The 24,203-nt window shown below is 61.4% G+C and carries 26 protein-coding genes and 1 pseudogene; 11 read left to right on the top strand and 16 right to left on the bottom strand.

The features are described 5' to 3' along the window. The 3 genes from E2K76_RS20670 to E2K76_RS18645 all read left to right on the top strand — a co-directional run. Positions 1 to 217: hypothetical protein (locus E2K76_RS20670; RefSeq protein ID WP_220432305.1), on the top strand; the 217-nt coding region annotated here is incomplete at its 5' end. 14 nt (positions 218 to 231) lie between these two features. Further along, positions 232 to 645: a patatin-like phospholipase family protein gene (locus E2K76_RS18650; protein ID WP_169053393.1), complete on the top strand. Its 414-nt coding sequence runs from the start codon at positions 232 to 234 to the stop codon at positions 643 to 645. Continuing rightward, positions 642 to 1,376 carry a DUF2243 domain-containing protein gene (locus tag E2K76_RS18645; RefSeq protein WP_136685952.1) on the top strand — a complete coding sequence of 245 codons (735 nt, stop codon included), beginning with the start codon at positions 642 to 644 and terminating at the stop codon, positions 1,374 to 1,376. Before E2K76_RS18650 ends, E2K76_RS18645 begins: the two co-directional genes overlap by 4 nt. Before the next feature lie 3 nt (positions 1,377 to 1,379). Here the strand turns inward: E2K76_RS18645 and E2K76_RS18640 are convergent, their stop codons facing one another. The 4 genes from E2K76_RS18640 to E2K76_RS18625 all read right to left on the bottom strand — a co-directional run bounded on the left by E2K76_RS18640 (position 1,380) and on the right by E2K76_RS18625 (position 6,128). Continuing rightward, positions 1,380 to 2,342, bottom strand: coding sequence for an FAD-dependent oxidoreductase (locus E2K76_RS18640; RefSeq protein ID WP_136685951.1), 963 nt, complete (start codon positions 2,340 to 2,342; stop codon positions 1,380 to 1,382). A gap of 111 nt (positions 2,343 to 2,453) precedes the next feature. Then, positions 2,454 to 3,482, bottom strand: coding sequence for a manganese catalase family protein (locus E2K76_RS18635; RefSeq protein ID WP_220432304.1), 1,029 nt, complete (start codon positions 3,480 to 3,482; stop codon positions 2,454 to 2,456). Positions 3,483 to 3,943: 461 nt separating this feature from the next. Continuing rightward, on the bottom strand, positions 3,944 to 5,050 hold the full coding sequence (locus E2K76_RS18630) for an NADH:flavin oxidoreductase/NADH oxidase (RefSeq protein WP_136685950.1): 1,107 nt from the start codon (positions 5,048 to 5,050) through the stop codon (positions 3,944 to 3,946). A 16-nt stretch (positions 5,051 to 5,066) separates the two neighbouring features. Next, positions 5,067 to 6,128 (bottom strand): SDR family oxidoreductase, encoded by a 1,062-nt coding sequence (locus tag E2K76_RS18625; RefSeq protein WP_136685949.1) that lies wholly within the window; start codon positions 6,126 to 6,128, stop codon positions 5,067 to 5,069. Between the two features lie 100 nt (positions 6,129 to 6,228). On the opposite strand from E2K76_RS18625, the gene E2K76_RS18620 reads away from it, so the two are divergent. Continuing rightward, complete coding sequence (locus tag E2K76_RS18620) at positions 6,229 to 6,603, top strand: winged helix-turn-helix transcriptional regulator (protein WP_136685948.1); 375 nt, start codon at positions 6,229 to 6,231, stop codon at positions 6,601 to 6,603. 283 nt (positions 6,604 to 6,886) lie between these two features. Here E2K76_RS18620 and E2K76_RS21155 read toward each other — a convergent pair whose 3' ends face one another. From E2K76_RS21155 to E2K76_RS18600, 5 genes and pseudogenes are all read right to left on the bottom strand, one after another. Further along, entirely contained in the window at positions 6,887 to 7,129 is a 243-nt protein-coding gene (locus E2K76_RS21155) for a DUF982 domain-containing protein (protein ID WP_136685947.1), read from the bottom strand. 534 nt (positions 7,130 to 7,663) lie between these two features. Then, positions 7,664 to 8,173 (bottom strand): hypothetical protein, encoded by a 510-nt coding sequence (locus E2K76_RS20900; protein ID WP_246033026.1) that lies wholly within the window; start codon positions 8,171 to 8,173, stop codon positions 7,664 to 7,666. A gap of 489 nt (positions 8,174 to 8,662) precedes the next feature. Next, a complete protein-coding gene (locus E2K76_RS21025) occupies positions 8,663 to 8,794 on the bottom strand; it encodes a hypothetical protein (protein ID WP_281280751.1) in 132 nt (43 codons plus the stop codon). Positions 8,795 to 9,084: 290 nt separating this feature from the next. After that, a complete protein-coding gene (locus tag E2K76_RS18605) occupies positions 9,085 to 9,636 on the bottom strand; it encodes a VPLPA-CTERM sorting domain-containing protein (protein WP_136685946.1) in 552 nt (183 codons plus the stop codon). A gap of 263 nt (positions 9,637 to 9,899) precedes the next feature. Beyond that, positions 9,900 to 10,821 (bottom strand): annotated as a pseudogene (locus E2K76_RS18600) (IS5 family transposase); the annotation flags it as partial. Positions 10,822 to 10,842: 21 nt separating this feature from the next. Between E2K76_RS18600 and E2K76_RS18595 the strand changes: the two are divergent. The 6 genes from E2K76_RS18595 to E2K76_RS18570 are packed head-to-tail and all read left to right on the top strand — an operon-like array spanning position 10,843 to position 15,582. Next, complete coding sequence (locus tag E2K76_RS18595) at positions 10,843 to 11,694, top strand: DUF2243 domain-containing protein (protein WP_136685945.1); 852 nt, start codon at positions 10,843 to 10,845, stop codon at positions 11,692 to 11,694. A 12-nt stretch (positions 11,695 to 11,706) separates the two neighbouring features. Then, entirely contained in the window at positions 11,707 to 12,564 is an 858-nt protein-coding gene (locus tag E2K76_RS18590) for an SDR family oxidoreductase (protein WP_136685944.1), read from the top strand. 10 nt (positions 12,565 to 12,574) lie between these two features. Further along, the gene (locus tag E2K76_RS18585) at positions 12,575 to 13,744 is read left to right on the top strand and encodes a zinc-dependent alcohol dehydrogenase (protein WP_136685943.1); all 1,170 of its coding nucleotides are present in this window, start codon (positions 12,575 to 12,577) and stop codon (positions 13,742 to 13,744) included. Beyond that, positions 13,741 to 14,499 (top strand): SDR family NAD(P)-dependent oxidoreductase, encoded by a 759-nt coding sequence (locus E2K76_RS18580; protein WP_136685942.1) that lies wholly within the window; start codon positions 13,741 to 13,743, stop codon positions 14,497 to 14,499. Before E2K76_RS18585 ends, E2K76_RS18580 begins: the two co-directional genes overlap by 4 nt. Then, on the top strand, positions 14,492 to 15,097 hold the full coding sequence (locus E2K76_RS18575; RefSeq protein ID WP_220432303.1) for a cysteine hydrolase family protein: 606 nt from the start codon (positions 14,492 to 14,494) through the stop codon (positions 15,095 to 15,097). The genes E2K76_RS18580 and E2K76_RS18575 overlap by 8 nt, the downstream gene beginning before the upstream one ends. Further along, positions 15,097 to 15,582 carry a glutathione S-transferase family protein gene (locus E2K76_RS18570; protein WP_136685940.1) on the top strand — a complete coding sequence of 162 codons (486 nt, stop codon included), beginning with the start codon at positions 15,097 to 15,099 and terminating at the stop codon, positions 15,580 to 15,582. The genes E2K76_RS18575 and E2K76_RS18570 overlap by 1 nt, the downstream gene beginning before the upstream one ends. Positions 15,583 to 15,804: 222 nt before the next feature. On the opposite strand, the gene E2K76_RS18565 is transcribed toward E2K76_RS18570, so the two are convergent. From E2K76_RS18565 to E2K76_RS18545, 5 genes are all read right to left on the bottom strand, one after another. Continuing rightward, positions 15,805 to 16,347, bottom strand: coding sequence for an SAM-dependent methyltransferase (locus tag E2K76_RS18565; protein ID WP_169053390.1), 543 nt, complete (start codon positions 16,345 to 16,347; stop codon positions 15,805 to 15,807). Further along, positions 16,337 to 17,014, bottom strand: a complete 678-nt coding sequence (locus E2K76_RS18560) for a PIG-L deacetylase family protein (RefSeq protein ID WP_136685938.1) — start codon at positions 17,012 to 17,014, stop codon at positions 16,337 to 16,339. The genes E2K76_RS18565 and E2K76_RS18560 overlap by 11 nt, the downstream gene beginning before the upstream one ends. Further along, positions 17,011 to 18,027 (bottom strand): acyl-CoA dehydrogenase family protein, encoded by a 1,017-nt coding sequence (locus E2K76_RS18555; protein WP_169053389.1) that lies wholly within the window; start codon positions 18,025 to 18,027, stop codon positions 17,011 to 17,013. Before E2K76_RS18555 ends, E2K76_RS18560 begins: the two co-directional genes overlap by 4 nt. Continuing rightward, positions 18,024 to 19,013 carry a glycosyltransferase family 2 protein gene (locus E2K76_RS18550; RefSeq protein ID WP_136685936.1) on the bottom strand — a complete coding sequence of 330 codons (990 nt, stop codon included), beginning with the start codon at positions 19,011 to 19,013 and terminating at the stop codon, positions 18,024 to 18,026. The genes E2K76_RS18555 and E2K76_RS18550 overlap by 4 nt, the downstream gene beginning before the upstream one ends. Positions 19,014 to 19,290: 277 nt before the next feature. Next, positions 19,291 to 19,515 carry a DUF2934 domain-containing protein gene (locus E2K76_RS18545; protein WP_136685935.1) on the bottom strand — a complete coding sequence of 75 codons (225 nt, stop codon included), beginning with the start codon at positions 19,513 to 19,515 and terminating at the stop codon, positions 19,291 to 19,293. 662 nt (positions 19,516 to 20,177) lie between these two features. On the opposite strand from E2K76_RS18545, the gene E2K76_RS18540 reads away from it, so the two are divergent. Further along, positions 20,178 to 22,244, top strand: coding sequence for a catalase (locus E2K76_RS18540; protein WP_136685934.1), 2,067 nt, complete (start codon positions 20,178 to 20,180; stop codon positions 22,242 to 22,244). 352 nt (positions 22,245 to 22,596) lie between these two features. Here the strand turns inward: E2K76_RS18540 and E2K76_RS18535 are convergent, their stop codons facing one another. Next, complete coding sequence (locus E2K76_RS18535) at positions 22,597 to 22,911, bottom strand: hypothetical protein (RefSeq protein WP_136685933.1); 315 nt, start codon at positions 22,909 to 22,911, stop codon at positions 22,597 to 22,599. Positions 22,912 to 23,392: 481 nt separating this feature from the next. After that, positions 23,393 to 24,203 (bottom strand): NADP-dependent oxidoreductase (locus E2K76_RS18530; RefSeq protein WP_136685932.1); only part of this gene is annotated, 811 nt, incomplete at its 5' end.

Here is a 24,203-nt window from a genome sequence, read left to right as displayed (position 1 = left end):
CGTCACTGTCCGATTTCAGGGGAGTAGCTCACTGTTGGAGCTGCTGCCCTTTGTCCCCCCGGACGTTTCGCTTTTCAAACGCGACTCCATGCTGCGGCTTCTGGAACGCAGCATCGACTTCGAAAGGCTGAACGATTGCCCCATCGAGATCACGTTCACGGCCCTTGATGCCGAGACGGGGAAGTGGTCGCATTCCGCAATCGCAACGAGCGGCTGACAGTGGATCACATCATGGCCAGCACTGCCCTGCCGGGCCTGTTCCGCCCCATTACCATTGCGGGGCGAACCTACTTCGATCCAGGCCTTTGCGAAAACCTACCTCTTCCCGCCATGCTGGACCGCGGCGGAGAGGCTGCGATCCTCGCGCTGGATTTGTTTCCACTGGCGCGAAACCTGAAGCCCACGCTGAATGGCGTCGCAGGACGCGCGCAGAACCTTGCGTTTGCCGCGCAATCAGCCCGCGTCATCGAGCAATTTGATGTGGAAAGACGGCGTTTCACGCATCTTGTCCTCGACGATCCCCAGGATGATTTCGCCGGAAAGGCGTTCGACTTCAGCGTCAAGTCCCTCAAGCGGCGCAGACAGTTGGGTGAAGACCTGACTGAGGCGCATCTGCAGGAGTGGCTTCAGGAAGGTGCCAAATGATCGGTGTTACGATCAATCGCCCCGCACTAATTCTTGGTATCGCCATCGGAGGGTTTTTCGATGGCATTATTCTGCATCAATTGCTGCAATGGCACCATCTGGTTAGCGGCGTCGATGCTTGGAGCGGGGATCTATCTTTCCAGATTACCATGGATGGGCTGTTTCACTTTGCCATGTTTGCAGCACTTCTGATCGGGTTATGGCTCATGCGGGGAAAGGGCCAGTCCCGTCCAGATGCCCTTGGCGCGGCGCTTGTCGGGTTCGGGCTTTGGCATGTCCTTGATGGAGTCGTGTCGCATTGGCTGCTCGGCATTCACCGCGTCCGGGACGCGGCCGAGATGCCTCTTCTCTGGGACGTCGGTTGGCTTCTGATCTTTGGGCTTTTTTCCATCGCGCTTGGCTGGCGCCGAGCACAGCGACCCATGCCCACAATGCGCGGAACCACGTCAATGATTGCTCTGGTTGCGATCGGGATGGGGGCGATCACTGCGTTTCCAGTCGTCTCGCCGGGAGGGCCCACGATCGTCGCCTTCGCACCCGGCACAAACTTTGGCTCGATCGTGGCCGCCGCGGATGCCGTTGATGCCAACCTGATGCAAACAGATGCCAGCGGACTGGTCTGGGCGTTCGATATGCCGGCGGAGGCGGCCTGGTGGCGGCTCTACCTGCACAGAGCTGTCGCAGTTGGGCGCGGCCCGGCGGCGGGGTGTGTAAGCTGGACGCAGATCTAAACGCTAAAGCGTCTCCGCGAGACACCGCCTCTCGCTCAGTCGCAGCGAATTGTGGATACGCGTCGCCGCAATCTCTCCCTGAGCCATTGCAACGGCCAGCTGGTTCAATCCCGTCACGACGTCCCCTGCCGCAAAGATACCATCAACAGAAGTTTTCTGATGCGGGTCGGTTAGAATACGCCCGTCTTCAGAAAGCTCGACACCGACCTGAATGGCCAAGCTCGTGCGCGGCTCGTTCCCCAGGCCCGAATACACAGCCGCAAACACTATCGATGAGAGATTATTCAGACGGACAACAACGCGATCCTCGTCGAAGTCCCACCCCTCTACATCGTTCGTGACAATCTGCACCTGTGCTTCGTGAAGCTTAGTAAGCACTCTTTCCGAGATATCCAAAGGCTGGCCAAGAGTAAGTAACACGACGTTTTGCGTGTAATGGCTCAGGAAAAGCGCTTCGCCGGCTGCACAGTCGCCAGTGCCAATGACGCCTATCACCTTACCCGTCAATTCATAGGCGTCGCAGACCGGGCACTGTCGAATGAGTCCTTTACGCACCTGAGACAACGGACTTGAGACCGGCGGCACCCGGTCGAGGACACCGGTTGCGAGGATCACATGGCGCGCTTGAAACGTCCCACCGGCATCGATCTGGAAGCCGCCATCCGCTAAAGCTGCCACGCACTGAACATCTGCCGCGACCGTGACAATGTCGAGATGGCGCAGCTGATCACGCATCGTGCCGAGAAGCGTCTCGCCGCGAATGCCATCGGAGTATCCAGGGTGGTTGTGCGATCGCGGTATGAGCGCCGCGCGGCTTTCATTGGCATCGATGACTACGACGCTACGGTGAAAGCGGGCTAGGTAAATGGCTGCTGTCATTCCGGCCGGACCTCCGCCAACTATCACGCAGTCGAAGTTCACAGGGGAAGATTGGATATCGTCCGGACGTCTGTTCGAGGATTGCATTCATATCCTGAAGGCGGACGAGCCGCGATGTGCCCATCCATCGTTGAGGGGTTTAGTTTACGGGAGAGGGAAGCATTTGAAAAAGCGGCGCAAGTGTGCGCCGCCGCCGCATTACCGAGATTTCTTGTAGAGCTTCTCGGCAATCTCGAACATTTCTTCGGGCGCGTAATCTGGCGTGAAGGCCGAGGGCACGCCGGTCAGGTCATGGATCTTGCCGCCCTCGGGCATCCCGTCGACAACCTCCAGCTCGCCCGGCGGATCGTCCGGCAGCGCAACCTCGCCATTGCCCCAGATGCCTTTCATCTCCTGATAATCCTCGCCGCTGAACGTATAGAGACGGCGGTGGGAGCCTTCTTCCAGATACTTCTGGCATTCGGGAATGTTGCCCAGCGGGATATTCGGCGTCGGCAGGAACTTGTCCAGATCGACGCCGGTGATCTTCTTCAGGGCCAGCGCGTAGGCATGGGCATGGACCGAACCACGAACGAGGAGATAGCCACACACCTCGCGTCCCGTGGGATCGGTCAGCGATTCATAGACCCGCAGCTTGTGAAGCCGCGCACCGCATTCCAGATGGAAGTTGTGCAGCAGGTCGACGACGAGGTTGCCGGTCGTCGTTATGAAATCGTTGTTCCAGGACGCGCCGTTGCTGTTGACCGGCATGGCGCCGCCGCCTGCCGAATAGAAGGCGTTGGCAAGACGGATGTCCTTCATCGCCTCATAGGGCGCGCCGGAGATGTCGCCGCCCATCTCGCTGTCGTCTTTGTCGGCGTCCGGCCCGTTCGCCAGCATGGATACGCCGTTGCTGACCAGCTCCACATGGCCAAGTTCTTCGGCAGTGATCGCCGCTACGAGGCTGTAGAAAGGACGCAGCTTTGACTTGCTGCGGAAATTGAAGCTCTGGAACATATAGTTCCCGAGGGTGGACATCTCGCCGTATTTGCCACCGAGCAATTCTTGCAAGGCAGCAGCGGCGTTTGGATCTTGGCGCTTGGGCGGGGGTATATCTATCTGAAGCTTGTCGACACGCAGGAACATTGGAATCTCCAAATTGTCCGGATGTGGTCGTGTGTGGGTCAGATCATCCGACCCGTCCCGTAAGTAGCCCATGCAGGCACGACTACAACGGGCGGTTTCCATCTCGATAGGCTGCAAGCCGCCGAAGATGCGTTATGCCTCCTGTTTCCGTAACCTGCGTTCGAAATTCAGACATCAAGAACAGCTCGGTCGCCGGGCGAATCAATAACCTGAGAGGGAAACGGCGCCCCATTTATAAAAAGGATATCTCGCCGCCAAACCGTTCGCGTTAATCAAAAGCTTATTCTTGCTGGTAGGCTCGCACGTGTTTGTTTCATATGGCTCAAAAAATTTTTTCGCCTGCCGGAATCGGAAGTGGAGTGCAGGTTGAGCACTAATACCTATCATCGGAAAGAGTGTCTCCAACTTGGGCTTTAGGGCTTTCAGGTAGCTGCCGAGGCGCACCGCAGCTCTTCCGACGAACGGGAGGTATGGGCTTAAACGCCAATACTGCTCCTAGTGCCAACGGGCTGTCTAAGATGGGCTCGCACCACCGAAATTTGGCGAGCAGAGCCCATGTAGCCTCAGCCTTTCCTGAACAGCTCCTTCAGGTTTGACGGCTGGCTGCGCAGGTATTGCGGCGGCACCGTCACACTGGCCTGAAGCGCAGCGGCGGCGTGCCATGGCCAGCGGGCGTCATAGGTGATGGTGCGGGCAACGCCGATCATGTCCGCATCGCCGGTGGCGACGATGGCCTCGGCCTGTTCGGGTTCGGTGATCAGGCCGACCGCGACGACGGGGATGCCAACTGCCTGCTTCACCGCCCGTGCCAGAGGCACCTGATAGTTCGGGCCGACCGGGATCTTCTGCCCGGCATCCAGCCCACCGCTGGAGACGTGGATCGCGGCGCAGCCCCGCGCCTCCAGGGCCTTGGCGAAGGCGATGGTCTGCTCAGTGTCCCAGCCGCCCTCGACCCAGTCGGTGGCCGAAACACGGACCGTCACGGGACGCTCGGACGGATAGGCGGCGCGAACGGCGTCGAACACCTCCAGCGGAAAGCGCATGCGGTTCTCGAGGCTGCCGCCGTATTCGTCGGTGCGCCGGTTCGACAGCGGCGACAGGAAGCTGTGCAGCAGATAGCCATGCGCGGCGTGGATCTGGATCGCGTCGATGCCAAGGCGGGCAGACCGGCGCGCAGCCTCGGCAAAGGCGTCGCGGATACGGTCCATGCCGGCGCGGTCAAGCTCGGTCGGCGGGTTCTCGTGCGGCTCAAACGGCACTGGCGAAGGCGCGACGGTTTGCCAGCCATTCGTGTGATCGGACGCGATCTGCGCGCCACCCTGCCACGGCAGATCGGTCGAGGCCTTGCGCCCCGCATGGGCCAGCTGGATCGCGATGGGCATCGGCGACCAGCGGCGAACGCCTTCCAGCACACGGCGCATGGCAGCTTCGGTCGCGTCGTTCCACAGGCCGACATCGGCATAGGTGATGCGGCCCTCGGGGGCGACGGCGGTCGCCTCGATGGTCAGGATGCCCGCGCCGGAATGCGACAGGTGGCCAAGGTGCATCAGATGCCAGTCGGTCATTTGGCCAGCTTCGGCGGAATACTGGCACATGGGGGCGATGACGATGCGGTTGTTTACCGTCAGCCCGCCGATGGTGATGGGCTCGAACAGTTTCGATTTCGGCATGATTGTCTCCGATGGTTCAGGGGATCAGGCGGGCGGCGCGAAGGTCTGCGAACAGATCGAAGAAAGCGTCGTCGGTGGGTTGGTAGCCGGTGAAGCCGAGGCGGCGGCTTTTGGACATGTCGGTCACGACCTCGATCGGGCGGCCAAGGTCGGCATCGGTGTGCCACGGGGAGGCAAGGCGGGACAGGTCCGGTTCGACCAGCCCATGACGCGCGGCGATCTCGGACCATACAGCGGCATCACCTGCCATCTGCGCCTCTAGCGGGCGGACGGTGCTGTCGAAGGGCACCGCCTCGATCCCGAACCATTCGGCGATCCGGCCCCACATCCATGACCAGCGGAAGACATCGCCGTTGACGATGTTGAACGCCTCGTTCGCCGCGGCATCGGTTGTGGCGGCCCAGAGCATCTGCGCCGCCAACTGGCGCGCATCGGTCATGTCGGTCAGGCCAGACCATTGCGCCGCGCTGCCGGGGAAGACGAAGGGGCGTCCCGTCTCGCGGCAGATCGTGGCATAAACCGCCAGCGTGGTCCCCATGTTCATCGCATTGCCGACCGCCTTGCCGATCACGGTATGGGGGCGATGGACGCTCCAGTTGAAGCCGTCGCGCTTCGCGGCGGCAAAGACCGCGTCCTCCTGCGCGTAGTAGAAGTTTTCGATATCCAGCCGCCCTTGGGTTTCGCGGAACGGCGTGTCCGGCAGCGCGCCCTTGCCGTAAGCCTCGAACGGGCCGAGGTAATGCTTCAACCCCGTGACCAGCGCGACATGTCGCAGCGATCCTGCGGGCCGCAGCGCGTCCAGAAGGTTGCGCACCATCGCGGCGTTGACGCGAATGTTCTCCGCCTCCGTCGCCTGCCGGGACCATGTGGTGATGAACAAATGCGTGGGCCGGACATCCCTCAGCGCCGCACCGAGGGTCTGAGGATCGAGCAGATCGCCCGCGATCGCTCGCACGCCATCTTGCGGCATGGGGCTGCGCGACAAACCAGCCACCTCCCACCCTTGTTCAAGAAGAAGGCGGGTGATCGCGCTGCCTGCGATTCCGGTGGCGCCGACGACAAGCGCGGACTGTGTCATGGTTGTCTCCAAATAGTGTTCACCGCGATCTAGGATCGTTGCGGGCGATGCGCCAGACGGAACCAAACCGTTCCCTAGAGACCCTTAGGTGCCCACCCTCATGAGTTCCGACGAAGACTGGCGCGAAGATTGCGCGCCCCGCCGTATCCTCGAACTGTTCTCGACCAAATGGACGAGCATGGTTCTGCATGTCCTGCACGCGCGCCTTGGCGGATCAGCGCGGGCGGGCGTGTTGCTGCGCGCGGTGCCGGGCGTGTCCAAAAAGATGCTGACGCAGACCCTGCGTGACATGGAGCATGCGGGGCTTGTTCATCGCCATGTCGAAGGCACGATCCCCCCGGCGGTGGAATACTCCCTGACCGAGTTGGGTCGCCGTTTCGTCGAACCGATCGAGCTGATCTACGGCTGGGCCCGCGACAACGACGATGCGCTGGATGCCCTGCGCGGGCGGGAGACGTCGCGTAGAAACAGGTGATGACGTTGGATTGCCTTAGCGCCAAGGGCGTCGTTCGTGGGACATAGCCGCCGTTCGCTGCATCGCAGCAGCCATGCTGCGACTAATCTCCTTACATCGCGATGCGCATCCGGGCGCGCGGGATATACTGTCAGATCACTCTGGGTCAGCGCATGACTGCAACGGGTCCGCGAGCGCGCCGCATGCCGCGGCGGGCAGTCGATGATTGGATACCGATATACCCGGCTATATTGACCCCGCCCACCTTTGGAAGAGGCAAACTGAAACCAGACACAAATGCCATCTAGTCGACCGGGATGCCTACCTGCTTCAACGCGAAGACGACGGCAGCGCGTGCATTCTCAGGGTCATCGAACTCGTCCATAACCATCATGCAAGCCCGTGCAGCAGCGAAAAAGTCGACACCTTCATCCCACTTCCAGCGTGTCGATAAAAACATCACAGCGCTGCTGGTATCCGTCAGCACAACGGATCCGCCAGTGGCGGGGTTACGGAATTGGATAGGCTTCGAGAAGGCGCGATGCATCGCGTGGCGTTATATGCCATCGCAGGGTTTCGGAACCTCGAAACTGAAGCGGCATTGTCTGCGAGCAATCACAAGCATGATCCTGCTCAGAGCCTACTCGACATCAATGCCGACGGAGCGAAGCGCATTCCTTACCTTGGTGCGCACGTCCCCCACATAGGGGATCGAACGGTGCGGCCTCGCAGGCCCAGACTGCCTCGTAAAACTCCGGGGTCAAAGCCCAGGCCCAATAGGACGTGAAGAAAATGTTGGCGGCCTCGGAGTTCTGAATAACGGTGGCCACTCCGGTTTCCGGATGTGCGAAGACAAGATCTTTCGTCCAACTCTCAGCCACGGTTATCCCCCTGGGAAATCACTCCCTATCGGCACGGCAACGGTAGACCCGATTTGAAGATGAATTACTGGCAAAGCCGAGCGGATCACACATACCGCAAATGGGGTATAAATATTATCCGCGCGGGGGTAAAAAAAGCCGCTCTAGCGAGCGGCGAGTCTGGGACAAAAAATGATCTGAACTGCTATGGGGAGCAGGTCTTATGCAGCGCGTTTCTTACGCGCCGCGGCGACACCAAGTCCGGCAAGGGCGATTGCGAGCAGACCGCCGGCAGCGGGCAGGGGGACGGGCGCAGGCGCCTCGATTTCGATAGTCGCGAAAGAGATGGCCATGTTGGCATCGAAAAAGCCCCAGTTCTTTTCGAAGAACAGGGAGAAGGTCTCACCTACATCCAGCGTGAAGCCTTCGATAAAGCCGATCGCGGCCCACGTGTCCGGATCGCTTCCGGACTCGATCATGTCGAAGGAATGGATAACGCCAGTTCTCACCCGGCCGAACTGAACACTGTCGAGACCGGCATTGGAAAAGCCGGTTCCGGCCACGGCGATTTCGCTGACCGTGAGAGCTTCGGATGCCGTAAAGGCGTAGCTGACATAGCCGCCAGTGGTCAGCGTAAAGGCGTTTCCATAATTATCGCCAACGGAGATCGTCGACGCGTTGGCGAAGGTCGGGGCAATCAAGACGGCGAGTGCGGTCGCAAATGCTTTCATTTGTGCCTCCCGGGCTAAAGAGCCGAATCAACCGGCGGTAGTGCCGGCCCCCTTTCGGTAGGTTACGAAACCGTTATCGACAACGGGAAGTTGTGCAGCCGCAGCGAAAGTCGCAAATCGCTAAACGGAAAGAAACTGGGAGGGCACTTTCTCGAAAAAACATGAGCTTACGAAAAGCGCTGAGCCTGGAAATAATGGAAACACATTTCATATGATGCTCCCAAAACTAGCATGCTGCGACGTCAGAACTGTCAAGCGCCTGAATTGTCTGGCTTTCAGCGCCTTTTACCGCCTTTGGAATAGAAAGCTCTCTCACTCGCCCGGCGTTAATTTTGATGATGTTATTTTGTAGGAGAACGGCGATACGGCACCGACCACCGTTTAAGTGCTCGACAGATAGGCAGGTTTGCTCGCATTGACCTTTGTCGTGGATGTGAAACCCGGCACGCTGACTGGCAGACATAATGTGCTGATCGCTCATGTGGCCGATCACGTCGCCGCGCTTACACCGGGATGGTGCCTAGCACCTTCGGCGTGGCCGAAATGGTCAATCTGGGCGGCGGCAGGGAACGCCATCGAGGCGGCGATCGTCGCGATCAGGAGAGGGCAGTGGGTTTGCATGATGGTCTCCGTTATCGGTGAGGCGGCTCGGGATGAGCGCTCAACTAAATGGTCGCGATCACTGCAACGGCAATGTGGCGCCCACCAACGGCAATCGTGACCAGCAGGAGAAAGCACAAATCTTCTCGCATGGAACGCCCGCGAGCGACCTCGGGGATCGCTAATGACAGGTAGCTGACTTGTGCGCAAAATGCACCGGCCCCACCGTGCATAGAAAGCTTCAGCCCTGTCCACCTGGTGATCATGCAGATCGACCCGGCAGAACCCAAGGGCCTGCCGGGCCAAAGTTGTTAGCTCGCGCGGCGGCGGCGAAGGAGGCCGAGCGCGATCATACCTGCAGCCATCAACCCGCCCGCGGCAGGAAGAGGAACCGGGGCGGGCGGGGTGGCCATTCCGAATTCCGAAACATGGCTCAGGCCGGATCGCTTTCCGCCCTCATAGGTGAAGCTCAACAGTCCACCCGACGTGTTCTTGATCAGGGCAACGTTGAACGTGTTGCCGCCTCCGATCTTGAGCAGGATATAGGCGGCAGCGGATGTGAAGCTATTACCCGGGTCTTCGTCCTTGACCAGATCTTCAAACATAGATCCCGTCTTGCCGTTGACGAAAGCCAACTCGCTCGCCTTGCTGGGATGAGCGGTGAAGACGTCGGCGCGCGTCATGGAGTATGCGCCGCTCGTCAGGAGGCCCTCGCAGGACGGCGCGCAAGTCAGGGTGCCGCGAAGCATATCTGGGCCGGTAGCAGAGCCTTGAAGGAGGACAGTGCCTGCAGAGGCGCCGAAGGACGACAACGCAAGGAATGCTGCCGCGAATACGGCGCCGATGGTGAATTTTTGGGACATGACTAATTACTCACAATACAGTTTTAACGGTTCCGAGAGTAATCCTTCTCCCATTGTCCGTCACGCTTGATGATCGCTTCGTCGGATCGGGCGCCGTTTTTGCAGCCTGAGGTGGCATGCAGCGTGGCGGGAGCCCTGCGGCGATTGCAGAAAACTTTGCAGATACCGGTTTCGCGATTTGGTAAGGCGAATCGCCCTCTGAATCTTGTCGCCGCCGGACGGTTCTGTTGCATAAATCGGTTTGGCTCGGGACGGCCCCAGTTCCCGAACGGATTTTCGAGGTGAGTGCCGTGCGTAGTGAAGCCGTTCTGCACCTCAATACGGACCTGGAATTCCACCACCTGTCCGTCGAAGTCTTGCGCCATAAGACGCTGGCCCAGCAGTGTCGCACGGTGCATCTTGGTTTCGATGCGGCTTCGGCGGTGATCTCCGCTCCATCGTCGCCAGAGCGCGCAGCCTAGGTATTTCGGTGCTCGCAGAGTTCGTTGCGCGAAACCGCGCTTGCCGTGATCGCCTTCCATGGCCTGATGTTCTTGCGGGTCAGTATGGCTGTCTTGGCCCCACAATTGGCAATGGCGTCGTGGCATTTTCGGGTGTCATAGCCCCAGTCAGCCGTGACAATGGCGATGTCCTGATCGGCGGGGATCTGGACTAACAATTCGGGCAGCTTGGGCACATCCCCGATATCGCTGCTGATGTCCTTGACGGCCCGAACCTTCAAGGTTTTCTCGTCGCCGATGTGGATATTGCGCCACACACGCTGCCTAGACCGCAGTGCTTGCGGATGTTCCACTCGCCTTCCCCCTCGACCTAAATTCCAAGGCTGTCGATCAGAAGGTGTAACGGACGCTGCGCCCCCGATACGGGATGTTCTCGGCCAGCGTATTCTCGCGGCGGCTCAGGGTGCTGAAGTCACGAACATGCCAATCGAGGCCGATCGACCGCTACAGGCTCTCCACGCAGCCCGTCGTGCGCTGCGACGTCATGCCGAAAAGGACTTTCATGGGCAGGCGGGTCTGCACGGCAGTATCGCTGTAGACGGGCTGTCGCCCACGTGTTCCGGCGAGCGTGCCGCCCACGCCATTTCAGGGTCAAACCAGATCGGGGGCGATCCCGGTGCTTGCGAGCTTCGTTGCTGGGCGGCCAGTTCAGCGTCTTCCAAGTTGGTGTGTTCGGTCTGGTCATGACATCCAGCTATCAGGCTGGATGCTTTTGATGAATCCCACACCGGTTTTGTGCAACAGAGCTTCGGCGGCCCAATCAACAATCATCGGAACAAGATTCCGGTTTGATTGTCGTTCTTGGATAGCCCCTAACCTGCGATGCCGCGACATGCTTATGAACCGCCCGGCCATCCTCATCGGAATCTCCATTGGCGGTTTCTTCGACGGCATCCTGCTTCATCAGATCTTGCAATGGCATCACCTGTTCAGCGGCGTTGAGGACTGGAACGACAACGTCGCGCTTCTGATCGCGACGGACGGACTGTTTCACCTTGCGATGTTTATCGCCCTGATCGCGGGCCTTTGGCTGTTGTGGCGCGATCCGAAGCACGACGCGTTGCTGGGTAGTGCCTGCATCGGGTTCGGCCTCTGGCATGTGATCGACGCGGTTCTGTCGCACTGGCTTCTGGGCATCCATCGCATCAGGGACTTGGCCGAGCAGCCGCTGCTCTGGGATCTGGGCTGGCTGCTTGCCTTTGGAATCCTTCCGATTGCGGCAGGATATGCTCTGCTGCGGCGGAAGGAGCAACCGAGCCGTGCGATCTACTTTGTCCCGCTGCTGGCCATTGGGCTGGGTGCGCTGAACGCCGTGCCGCCGGTTCGCCCGCCCGGTCCGACCCTTGTCGCCTTCGCGCCCGGAACCGGCTTTGCCTCCGTTGCCGGCGCGGCAGAGGCGGTCGGGGCCAGCCTTATCACTACCGACAATACCGGCAAGGTCTGGGCCATGGACGTGCCCGAAGGCGCCCCGTGGTGGCGGCTCTATCTGCACGGCGCGGTGATGGTCGGAAAAGGCCCGGCGGCAGGTTGCCTCGGCTGGACACAGATCAAAACCTGAAGGAGAGAAGACATGATCGACCATCCGACACCACCGCAGCCTGCACAGCAACAGGCCATGCCCGGCACCACAGACGCGATGGACCCGCGCCCCGACCACGGAGAGGAAAGCTATATCGGCTCTGGACGCCTTGCCGGACTGAAGGCGATCATCACCGGCGGAGACAGCGGTATCGGGCGAGCCGTCGCCATCGCTTATGCCCGCGAGGGGGCGGACGTTCTGATCTCCTACCTGAGCGAGGACGCCGATGCCGAGGAAACGGCAGCCCTTGTGCGCGAAGCAGGGCAGAAGGCGGTGCTGGTGGCGGGCGACATTCAAGACGCTTCGCATTGCCGCCATATCGTCGAGAAAGCGGTGACGGACCTTGGCGGCATCGACATCCTTGTAAACAACGCCGCCCATCAGGCGACGTTCGACAGCATCACGGACATCTCCGATCATGAATGGGAGCTGACCTTTGCGGTGAATATCCATGCGATGTTCTATCTGACAAAGGCTGCTGTGCCCCACATGAAACCGGGCTCGTCGATCATCAACACCACCTCGATCAACGCTGACAAACCGAACCCCGGTCTGCTCGCCTATGCAACCACCAAGGGCGCGATCCAGAACTTCACCGCCGGATTGGCGCAGGGTCTCGCCGAACAGGGTATCCGCGCGAACTGCGTCGCGCCGGGGCCGATCTGGACGCCGCTGATCCCCTCGACCATGCCCGCGGACAGCGTGGCGAACTTCGGCAAGCAGGTGCCGTTCAAGCGTGCGGGCCAACCGGCGGAACTGGCCTCGGCCTATGTCATGCTGGCCGATCCGCGCTCCAGCTACACCTCCGGCGCGACCATCGCGATCACCGGCGGCCAACCCATTATCTGAGGAGACGACGATGAAGGCACTCACCTGGCACGGCAAAGGCGATATGCGGCACGAGACGGTGCCCGATCCGAAGATCGAGGAAGCAACCGACGCCATCATCAAGGTCACGTCCTGCGCCATCTGCGGATCGGACCTTCACATCTATGACGGCGTCATCCCCTGCATGGAACATGGCGACGTCATCGGCCACGAGACGATGGGCGAAGTCGTCGAGGTCGGATCGGAAACCAGCAAGCTGAAGGTCGGCGACCGGATCGTCGTGCCCTTCACCATCGCCTGCGGCGAGTGTTTCTTCTGCAAACGCGGCTTCTTCTCGGGCTGCGAGCGATCCAACCGCAGCTTCGACAAGGCAAAGAAGATGTGGGGCAACTCGCCCGCGGGCCTTTTCGGCTATTCTCACCTTCTGGGCGGCTATTCAGGTGGTCAGGCGGAATATCTGCGGGTGCCATACGCCGATGTCGGCCATATCAAGGTGCCGTCCAACCTGAACGACGATCAGGCGCTGTTCCTGTCGGATATCTTTCCGACCGGATACATGGCGGCCGAATTCTGCGACATCAAACCCGGCGACACGATTGCAATCTGGGGCTGCGGTCCGGTCGGGCAGATGGCGATCCGGTCCGCCTTCATCCTCGGGGCGGAACGGGTGATCGCCATCGATACGGTGCCCGAGCGTCTGGCGCTTGCAGCAAGGGCGGGCGCCGAAGTGCTCGATTTCCGCGATGTGGATGTCTACGAGGAGATCATGGTCCGCACCGAGGGGCGCGGCGCGGATGCGTGCATCGACGCGGTGGGGACCGAACCCGATACGGCGTCCGGCTTCATGGCCGTGGTCGACCGCATCAAGGTCGCGACCTTCATGGGCACCGACCGCCCGTTCGTCCTGCGCCAAGCCATCATGTGCTGCCGCAACTTCGGCACCGTGTCGATCGTCGGCGTCTATGGAGGCTATGTCGACAAGATCCCGATGGGCTCGGCCATCAATCGCGGGCTAACCTTCCGCATGGCTCAGACGCCGGTGCAGCGCTACCTGCCCAAGCTGCTGGGCCTGATCGAGGAAGGGCGGATCGATCCCTCTTTCGTCATCACCCACAAGGGGCGGCTGGAGGACGGTCCGGAGCTCTACAAGACGTTCCGTGACAAGGCCGACGGCTGCATCAAGGTGGTGCTGAACCCATGACCCTTGCTGTCATCACCGGCGCGTCGACAGGGATCGGCTTAGAACTCGCGCGCGTCTGCGCAGCCGAAGGTCATCACGTCATCGTCGCAGCAAACGAGCCTGCGATCCATCCCGTCGCCATCGCGCTGGATGGCGAGGCGGCCAATGTCGACCTTGCAACGCCCGACGGCGTGGACGCGTTGACCGCCATCATTGCGGGGCGGGAGGTGGACCTGCTGGTCCTGAACGCGGGAACCGGCCTTGGCCACAGCTTTCTGGAACAACCGCTGGACGGGATTGAGCGCACTGTCCTGACGAACGTGATGGGCACCCTGCACCTGCTGCACCCGATCGCGCGCCGGATGGCGGCACGCGGTCAGGGGCGCATCCTGGTGACCGGATCCATTGCAGGGTTCATGCCTGGGACATTCCAAGCCGTCTATAACGCCACGAAGGCGTTCATTAACACGTTCTCGGTTGCCTTGGCGCATGAGTTGCAGGGAACGGGCGTCACCGTGACCTGCCTGATGCCGGGCGCGACGGATACGGAGTTCTTCCGGCGCGCGGGAATGGAGGACACGTGCGTCGGGACCATGAAGAAAGACGATCCCGCCTGGGTTGCCCGCGAGGCCTATGACGCCATGATGGCCGGGCGCGAACAGGTGACCCCCGGTCTGCTGAACAAGCTGCAAGCCACTGCCGCGGAGATACTGCCCGCAGGCGTGGTGGCCGAGGCGCACCGCCGCATGTCCAGACCCGGTGATGGTCATGGCTGACGGAATCCGGCACGGCCCGCTGGGGGCAAACTGCGTCCATCTTTGCATCGACATGCAGCGCATGTTCGGGCCCGGCCTCCCATGGGCCGTGCCATGGATGCAAACGGTCCTGCCGGACGTTGTAGCGTTGGCACGGCACCATGCGGACAGAACGATCTTCACGCGCTTCATCCCGCCCCAACGTCCATCGGACGCCCGTGGCTCGTGGCGACGCTATTACGAGCGGTGGAATGGAATGACCCGCCAGGCGCTTGCCCCCGAGTATCTGCGTATCGTTCCCGAACTGGAGGACTTTTGTCCGCCTGCGAAAGTGCTGGACAAGATGGTTTACTCGCCGTGGACAGAAGGCAAGCTCGACGAGATGCTTGCAAATTCCGGCGTAGACACGATCGTGGTGTCCGGAGGGGAAACCGATGTCTGCGTGCTTGGCACTGTGGTCGGAGCGGTTGACCGCGGCTTCCGCGTTGTTCTTGCCGAGGATGCGACATGCAGTTCTGCCGACGCCACGCATGATGCCTTGATGGCCCTCTATCGGTCCCGGTTCTCCGAGCAGATCGAAACCGCGGGTGTCGAAGAAATCCTCGCAGCGTGGCCGTGATGCCCCTCATACTCACACATCTCAGCCGGTCCCGCTCTACCCGTATCCTGTGGCTGCTCGAAGAGATCGGCTGCGAGTATGAGCTGGTGTTGGCGGGAGAAGGTGAGACGTTTTCCCTGCGCGATGGGCAGACGACAATCCACGAGACGGGAGCCATGAACGAATGGCTGTGCGAGACGTGGGGCCAATCTCTCTGGCGCGCGCCGACGCACCCGTCCCGCCTTGCTTGGCTGGACTGGTTGCATTTCGGCGAAACTCTCCTGGCGGGACCGACGGACGGGGTCTCCAGTAAACTCAACTTGCTCTCGGATTGGCTGGAGGCTTCCGAGTGGCTGCTCGACGAGTTCTCGGGTGTCGATTGCCAGGTAGGATATTCGCTCTGGGCACTTTCCCAAAAGACAGACCTCAAGGACCGCCCCCCTCTGACCTCCTATCTCAAGAGATGTCAATCACGCCCGGCGTTTGGGTTTGCGACGGGGCGCTAGCGCAGGTTCTTGAGCGAAACGACGATCTCGCAGCGCAGAGCGAGTGTCGGGTAACGTGTTAAATCTCGGCGCCGATGTGGAGCGGATCGCCCGCGACGTCACCCTTGATCTCTCGTGCTGCGATGGTGATCCGATGACCGCATGTGATGAAACTGCGCGCCAAATTGCAGTTTGCACGAAGGTGGTTGAGATATGGCGCTCAGACACAGGCGAAACGAATGCCTAGTCGAAACGGTCGATACGGAAGCAGTCATGCGTCACTGTTCGCGGCGCGCCAAGCACGGTCGAGAGCACTCTGATCGCTGCGTCGCCGTCCAGATCCTCGTCCGTTGGACCAGTCCAGTTGACGGCGATCACCGGCCCCTGCGCGTTTCGCCGTAGCCATTGGCCCAACGTCACGACCCCGTCTTCGGTCATGAAATACAGGACTTCGGAAAGCAGGACGAGGTCGGGTCGCATGTCGGGTAGATCGGCGGGCGCGGTGCCTTGAAGGACGGTGGCCTGCGGGACTGCAGCGCGAGCCGAAGCAACGGCAGCCGGAATGCACTCAACGAGCGTGAGCTTGTCGCAATGCGGGGCCAGACGGGCGGCCAAAGTCCCATTGCCGCACCCTATTTCAAGCGCGTCGTGGAAACGGTCGGGGCCGAGCGCTGCGATGGTCGCGTCGAATTTGGCGGCTTCGTAACGGCTGGTGCGATGGCCCCACGGATCGTCGCTGGCGGCATAGAGGCGGGACAGGTGTTCAAAGGTGCGGCTATGGGGCAATGACAATCTCCTCGGTCTCAAGGAAATGCTGCTGGCGCCAGTCCTCCATGACGAAGCCCTCGGGGTCATCCTGAATCAACGAAGTCATCTGGCTGCGGTGACAGGCCAATGCGGCGCGTTTGGCATGGCGGGCAGCGGGCGAGGCGTGCAGGTGAAAGACCGGGACGCAGCGATCGGTGAAGCGGCCCCAGACGGGATAGAGCATCAGCGCGATGTCGGGCCGTTTCGCTGCCGCGCGGGCAGCGAGCCGTGCCGTCATCTCGTGATCGATATGCGGATCGCCCTCCCATGTGGCGAGCAGCAGGGCATTTGGCGGTAGAAGGTCAACGATGCCTGCGTCCGGCGGAATGCCGCAATCGGGAAGGCCAAGCCAGTGGGTGCGGGCATAGGGCGCGAGCATTGACACAGCGGCTTCGAATTCGCCCCTCCGCAGGTCCGCCAGCGCCATTGCGGGATAGGCGCGGGAATTGGGATGCGACCGGCTGCCGTCTGTCACGCAGATCACCGTGCAGGGCACGCCTGCGGCGGCGCAATCGAACAAAAGCGCCCCGCAGCCCAAGGTTTCGTCATCGGGGTGCGGCGCTAGGATGACCAGCGGGCGCGCTCCGACCAGATCGGTAGGGTGGATTATCGGCGCGGCGGCGGCGGCTTCCAGAAATCCGCTCATGGAATCCAGCGCTCCATCCGCGCGGAGTTGGAAAGGATGCGGTCCATCGCGCTTTGACCGAGCGCGTCTGGATTGGCCTGACGGATGTAGAAGGTCAGATCGCGACGAATGCGGTCGGCGGGATGAGCGGTTGCGAAAGACGCCGCGCCAAGCGCCTGATCCATCGCGGCCATCAAAGCGGTGGCCTCGTCGGCTGTGACCAGTCTGGCAAGAATTGCGGCCTCGGCATCGGCGGGGGTCGCCGCGGGGCGTTCGACCGCGCGGGCGGCTTGCAGCAGCCACAGTCGCGCCGTCTCGCAGGCCGTCACCATCCGGCGCAGGCGAAGCGATTGCAGCGGCGCGTTCTGCTGACCACGCTTTGCAAGTTGGGCGGCGGTAATTGCGGTCAGCGCCTGCATCGCGCCGAGCTGGACGGCGGCATAACGCCAGACGCCGCCTTGGAAATGCGGCTCGGTGAGGTAATCGCCTGGGGTGCCCAGCGGGACGGCTTCGGACAGCGACAACCCCTCCAGATTGCAGCGCCCCGAGGCGGTAGCCTTCATTCCCGACACGTCCCATTCCTTTGGAAACAGGCGGCCTTCAAGCTGGTCGCGGCGCAGCAGCAGAAGCTGCGGTTGATTGTCCAGCCGCACGGTCACGATCATGCGGTCCAGCACGTCCGCACCGCTGGCAAACAGTTTCGCGCCGCGCAGGCGGTCCCCTTCGATCCGTGCGGGGTCGGGCCCATCCGCGCCCCAAATGCCAAACAGCAGGCCGGCGCGGACATCATCCAGCGGTGCGCCGAACAGATGCAGCAGTTTCACCGCATTGACATGTCCTTCAAAGATCCGCCCGGCGGACATGTTCGCACGGCCGATTGCGACCAGCGCCCGCATCAGACGCGCGGGGTCTTGGGCATGATGGGCAAGCGTCGCGCATTCCGGCAGAAGGCCACCGGCACGCAGAGCGTCGGCGAGGGCGAGACCGGATTCCGGTGCCGCAGCCGCCACGAGTTCTGCTGCCCCGCGGATCATGCGGCGGTGCCCTCCCGCCATTGGGCGAAGGCTGGGCGGGCGGCTCCAGAAAGCAGACGCTCCAGGTTCGGCAAGTCCCTTTCCAGATCCGATGCGCGCAATTGCCGCCCGAATGCGACGGCGCGGCTGGGAAAGGGCAAGGCGAGGCCGGAAACTGCGGTGCGCCAAAGACGTGCGAGCGTATCGACCGGCAGCATGGCCTGATCGGCCAACGGATCGGGATCGACCATCCGCGCCTGCAGCGTCTCGGCCATACCGCCGCGCGCGCGGCCGTGCAGGCGGGCGGAGACATGGGCTCGCATGGCGCCGTCGTAACGAATGGTCAGGCCGGCTTCCTCGGCACGGTGGACAAGCGCGCGATCCTCGCTTGATCCGACATCCGGAAGCCCGCCAATCATCCGGAGGCGATCCGCGCGGATCGCCATTGAGGCGCCGGACTCGATATAGTGGGGCCGAGATGTGCCCTGCCGCCCCGCCATGATGTCGATTGCGTGCCTGAGTTCGTGCTGCAAATCTGCGTAGGCAATCTCGACGGAGGTGATGCGGCGGCCCGAGGGCGTGGCAAGGACATGGCTGCAATCGCAACCAATGGTCCCGCAGACCAGATCGGCACCGGAAAGCGTTGCACGCAGGGCGGCTGCAATCCAGTCCGCATCCGGCTCCGCATCGCCATCAGTCGTCATCAGTAGCGCCCCGTCCCGCATGGCGAGTTCCATGGCAAGGCCGCGCGCGCGACCTGCGCTGGCATCGGTCAGGCTGACCTCGTGGAGTTCGATCGCAAGAAATGGATCGGAGAATGCGCGGGCGCGGGCGGCGCTGTGATCGATGCAATTGTTGGCGAAGACGAGCGCGGTCACAGGCAGCGGCGACCGGCGCGCAGCGCGTGCTAAGGCTTCGAGAAGCAGCCCAATGGTCGCTTCCTCGTCTCGGATCGGAATGGCCACTATGATTTCGGTCAGTCGAGCAGCTTTAATAAACTTATCCATTCGCGACCCAGTTTTTGATATGCCTATTCGCTGCTGTCTGCGGTTCCCAGCCAGATAGCTTAGCCTCTCCGCCCAAATCAGGTGGGGGCGCTCCAGTCAATTTCAGGGCGGCCGAGTATTTCGCCGGCAGCACAGTCACGATTTGCGCGTCCGGCATGGTGGAGGCCAGTATCACGCGCAAGGGATGAAACATGATTGGGCTGCCCAGCTTGTCGAACCGCCCGCGACTTGTAATGGCCGCGCGCGCAAAGGCGTTTTCGATCTCCACCGGGTGGGATCACCGCGAAAGCGGCGGCGAGACGCTGCGGGAGAGGTTCTGTTCGCGGCTCCCCGGCTCGGGCGACTGGCCTCCGAGCATACCGCCGACTTCCTTTTCTTGAGGCTCATCCGTGCCGAGCTCTTCCTTTGCGCGTCGCCAGTGATCCTCGTGGGCGCCGTCGGGCCGGCCCTCCCGCTCCCATATCTCGTATGCGCGTTTTTCGACCTCGTCGATGCGGCTCATAGCGTCCTCCCCAGAAACTGTCTCGAGCAACCGCTAGAGATCGGGAAAGTTCCTATGGGCCGAAAGCTTCGTAGTCGTTTTATATTCTGCCCTTGGCCGCTTTGCGTTGATCAGAAGATCAGCGACAGCAGCCCGATGACAACCAAAAGGCCGTATCAAGTTTGCGGACCGACCGCGCCTAACTCAAATGTCCGTAAAAGCTCGCTAAATTCAAAGCGATGAGCATACTGATTTGATCGGATACGCGTCGCCAACTAGGATGGCCGAAACTTTAGAAACTCTCGGCGTCCCAGCGGGTTTTGAACTCACCAAGATTTCGCCTATTGCCTACCCACGCCGTATCATCCCCCTCAACCCCGATGGTTTCATAAATAGCGAAGCATCTGATTTCCTCCCATGCCACGTTCCTGATTGCCGCGAGATCGCCTAAGCAACAGGATGCGGGCTCAAGCGTTGGCGCCTTCCAGCCAAAAAATCGAAAAATGCGATGCCCGCACGGCACCGCCGTAAGCGTTAAGCGCGAGGTATCCTACTGAATTCTGTTCGCCTGCTTTCCGGCAGACGTGGAACATCCGTCGCTTCTTACTCTTGATATGACGGCGTGGCGCGGCACCCGTCCCGCTCCTGCAGCCAGCAATCATTCCAAGCAAGCGAGCATCAGCATGTCAGCCAAGGACAACACCACGGTCACTGGAAGCGGCGGTGAGACCCATCAGCAAGCAGGCGGCGACGTTCCTGCCTTGACCACGCAGGTCGGCGCTCCGGTTTCCGATGACCAGAACAGCCTGAAAGCAGGACGGCGCGGCCCGACACTGATCGAGGATCAGGCGTTTCGTGAAAAGATCTTTCACTTCGACCACGAGCGAATTCCGGAGCGTGTCGTCCACGCCCGCGGCTATGGCGCACATGGCTATTTCGAGACCTACGAGGATCTGAGCGACCTGACCGCTGCCGACATCTTCCGGCGCCCCGGCGAAAAAACCGAGGTGTTCGTGCGCTTTTCGACCGTGGCGGGCAGCAAGGGGTCGATGGACATAGCACGCGACGTGCGCGGCTTCGCCGTCAAGTTCTATACCAAAGAAGGCAACTGGGATCTGGTCGGCAACAATATTCCCGTATTCTTCATTCAGGATGCGATCAAGTTCCCCGACCTGATCCATGCGGCGAAGCCCGAACCGGACAGCGCATTTCCGCAAGCCCAGACGGCACATGACAATTTCTGGGACTTTATCTCGCTGATGCCGGAATCCATGCATATGATCATGTGGACCATGTCGGACCGCGCCATCCCGCGGTCCTTCCGGTTCATGGAGGGGTTCGGCGTCCACTCGTTTCGCTTCATCAATGCCGAGGGCAAGGCGAGCTTCGTCAAGTTCCACTGGAAGCCCAAGCTGGGTCTGCAATCGGTGATCTGGGACGAGGCTGTGCGGATCAATGGTGCCGACCCCGATTTCCACCGCCGCGACCTTTGGACCGCAATCCAGTCAGGCGACTTTCCCGAATGGGAGCTGGGTGTGCAGGTCTTCGACGATGCTTTTGCAGAGCAGTTCGACTTCGACATTCTGGACGCGACCAAGATCATCCCCGAGGAGATCCTGCCCGTCCGCCCGATCGGCAGAATGATTCTGAATCGGATGCCCGACAACTTCTTCGCCGAGACGGAGCAGGTCGCCTTCCAGACCGGCAATATCGTCCCCGGCATCGACTTTTCCGAGGATCCGCTGCTGCAAGGGCGCAACTTCAGCTATCTCGACACGCAGTTGAAACGGCTGGGCGGCCCGAACTTCAACCATATCCCGATCAACGCTCCGCGCTGCCCGTTCCACCATTTCCAGCAAGACGGCCATATGGCGATGCACAATCCGCGCGGCCGCGCGAATTACGAACCCAATGGCTGGGGCGGCACCGCTGGTGGCCCGCGCGAGACAGCCGCCGGCCTGAAGACCCATCCCGTGCCGGTCGAAGGCACCAAGTTGCGCGAACGCTCGGAGACCTTTGCCGACCATTATTCGCAGGCGCGCCAGTTCTACATAAGCCAGACTGCGGTCGAACAGGACCACATCACTGCCGCGCTGGTGTTCGAGCTGTCCAAGGTCAAGATGGCCGAGATCCGCGAGCGTATGGTTTCGCACCTGCTGAACATTCACGAAGATCTGGCAAAGGGAGTGGCCGAGGGGCTGGGCATCAAGGAACTCCCCCAACCCGCCGTGGCTGCGGTGCCGACCCGCACGGACCTTGCCGAAAGCCCCGCCCTGTCGATCCTAAAGAACGGGCCGGACAGCTTCGCCGGTCGCAAGATCGGCGTCCTGGTTACGGACGGCAGCGATGCTCTCACCCTGAATGCGCTGTCCAAGGCTGCGAAAGCCGAGGGCGCAATGCTGATGTTCGTCGGGCCTATGGCGGGCAGCGTGACTCTGTCCGACGGGTCCGACCTACCGCTGGACGAGATGGTCGCGGGTGCGCCCTCCGCCATCTTCGACGCCGTCGCGATCCTGCCATCCAAGGACCAAGTGAAGATGCTGGCCAGAATCCCCGCCGCTCGCGACTTCGCCGCGACGACATGGGCGCATTACAAGTTTGCGGCATACAACGAAGCAGCGAAGGTGTTGTTCACCGAAGCTGGTCTGCCCGAGGAACTCGACGACGGGTTCATCGATGCGAGCGACGCAAAAGGCTTTATTGCGGCCTGCCGGACGCTTCGATTCTGGAAACGTCATATGGCTGCATGAACAAAAGGGGGGGGGCAAATGCCCCCTTCATAAACTCGTGTAAGCGAAATAAGCTATTCCGCGTGCAGCGCGACCTGCGCATACTATATTGCAGTCCCCTCTTCATGGGCCTTGCGCCGGTAGACTGAGATGCAAACAACCTCTGCCTTGCCCTTGTCCACGCGCACGGTAACGAAATTACGCAATCTGACGGCGTAGCCCCGTCCACTCCGGCGTGCCATTGGCGGCCTCGATCGCGTCTTTTCCGCTGACAAAATACAGCGCATGGCTCAGCCCCATCCCCGAGGCGCGCCATAGGGAGAGTTAAGCTGCAGGACTGGGATGATAAATGGTGCTCGTCCCCTTCGTGATCTCAGCGGATATCCGAGTCCAACGCACCCGCTTCCGTGAAGGCTTTTCGAACGGCGGGAACGTCGCCCTTCGCCACGACAACGGAGACACGGATGAGCCCCGCCACCGCGCCGTCCGATCGGCCGTCGTCGCCAATCGCTGACTCGGCATCGCCGCCCGACTCGGCAGTGCCGATCGAATTCCGTTCACCCGCAGCCTCCACGAAGACATCGGCGCGGCTCAGTCCGTGTTGTTGCACCAGATGCTCTACCACGCGATCCGCCGCTTCCCGTTTGTCGAAACTGGCAGTGATGGTTTTTGTCTTGTCTTCAAGCATAAATAACTCCTTCTGGGCGAGACGGCGTCAGCAGGGGTTCCGCCAAGCTCCCGTCGGCTCTTGGAACGGGAGTTTGGCCCCATTGTTCCGAACCTCGGCCCACACTCCGGCAAGGAGGGTTCGGTCGTGGACTAGATCGGCGCGCACGGACGCAACGTTCTTCTGAACGGCCGTCGACCAGGCACGCGCCTTGCAGTGACACGCAGCGATTTGTGCAAGCATCTCCTTGAACCGCTCCGAGTATGCCGGAGCAGCCAAGCGCGAGATACCGAGCGATACGGCCGCACTGTCACTACCTGCAACGCAGGCGGCGTCAGCGTTAACACCCTGAATGGCGCATAATGGATGGGCGGTAACCTACCGCCGATCCGAAGGGGCGATCTATGGCTCGAAAGACGATGCCGCACGGCAGTGCCGACTCAGTCTCTGAGCGGGCGAGGTTGTCAAGCCGTGGGAGTGGCGGGCAGCCGATTGAAGCTGCTTATGCGACCTTCACGATCAGCTTGCCGAAATTCTTCCCCTCCAGCATTCCGATGAACGCTTCGGGTGCGGCGTCGAGGCCGTCCACCACATCCTCGCGCCAGCGCAACTTGCCATCCGCGACCCAGCCTGAGGCTTCGGTCAGGAACTCCGACATCTGGGCCTCCATGAACTCGGCCATGATGAACCCGCGCAGGGTCAGGCTTTTCGTCAGCACTGCCTTCATGGTGGCGGGAAGCAGGTCCGGGCCCTCGGCATCGCCGTGATCATTGTAATGCGCGACCAGCCCGCAAACTGGCACGCGGGCGAACTTGTTCAACAGCGGCAAGACGGCTTGCCACACCGCCCCGCCGACATTCTCGAAATAGACGTCGATGCCGTTCGGGCAGGCCTCGGCCAGACGCTCGGGGAAATCCTCGGCGCGGTGGTCGATGGCGGCGTCGAAGCCCAGATCGTCCACCAGATAGGCGCATTTGTCCGCACCACCGGCGATACCGACCGCACGGGCACCGCGCAGCTTGGCGATCTGCCCGACCATCGACCCGACCGGGCCACTGGACGCCGCGACCACAACCGTCTCGTTTGGCTTCGGCTTTCCGATGTTGCCAAGACCCGCCCATGCGGTAAAGCCGGTCATTCCCAGAACATGCAGCGCCGTCGCATCCGCCGTATCCAGCTTCCGCAGCCCGCTGCCATCCGAGATCGCATGGCTTTGCCATCCATTGCCCGACAGCGCGATGTCGCCTACGGCCCACCCCTCACGGTGCGACTGGACGACGCGAGAGACGGTGCCGCCCACCATCACCTCTCCA

The organism is Falsirhodobacter xinxiangensis, from assembly GCF_004959935.1.
Classification (GTDB): domain Bacteria; phylum Pseudomonadota; class Alphaproteobacteria; order Rhodobacterales; family Rhodobacteraceae; genus Falsirhodobacter; species Falsirhodobacter xinxiangensis.
This window is presented reverse-complemented; position numbering and strand designations above follow the sequence as displayed.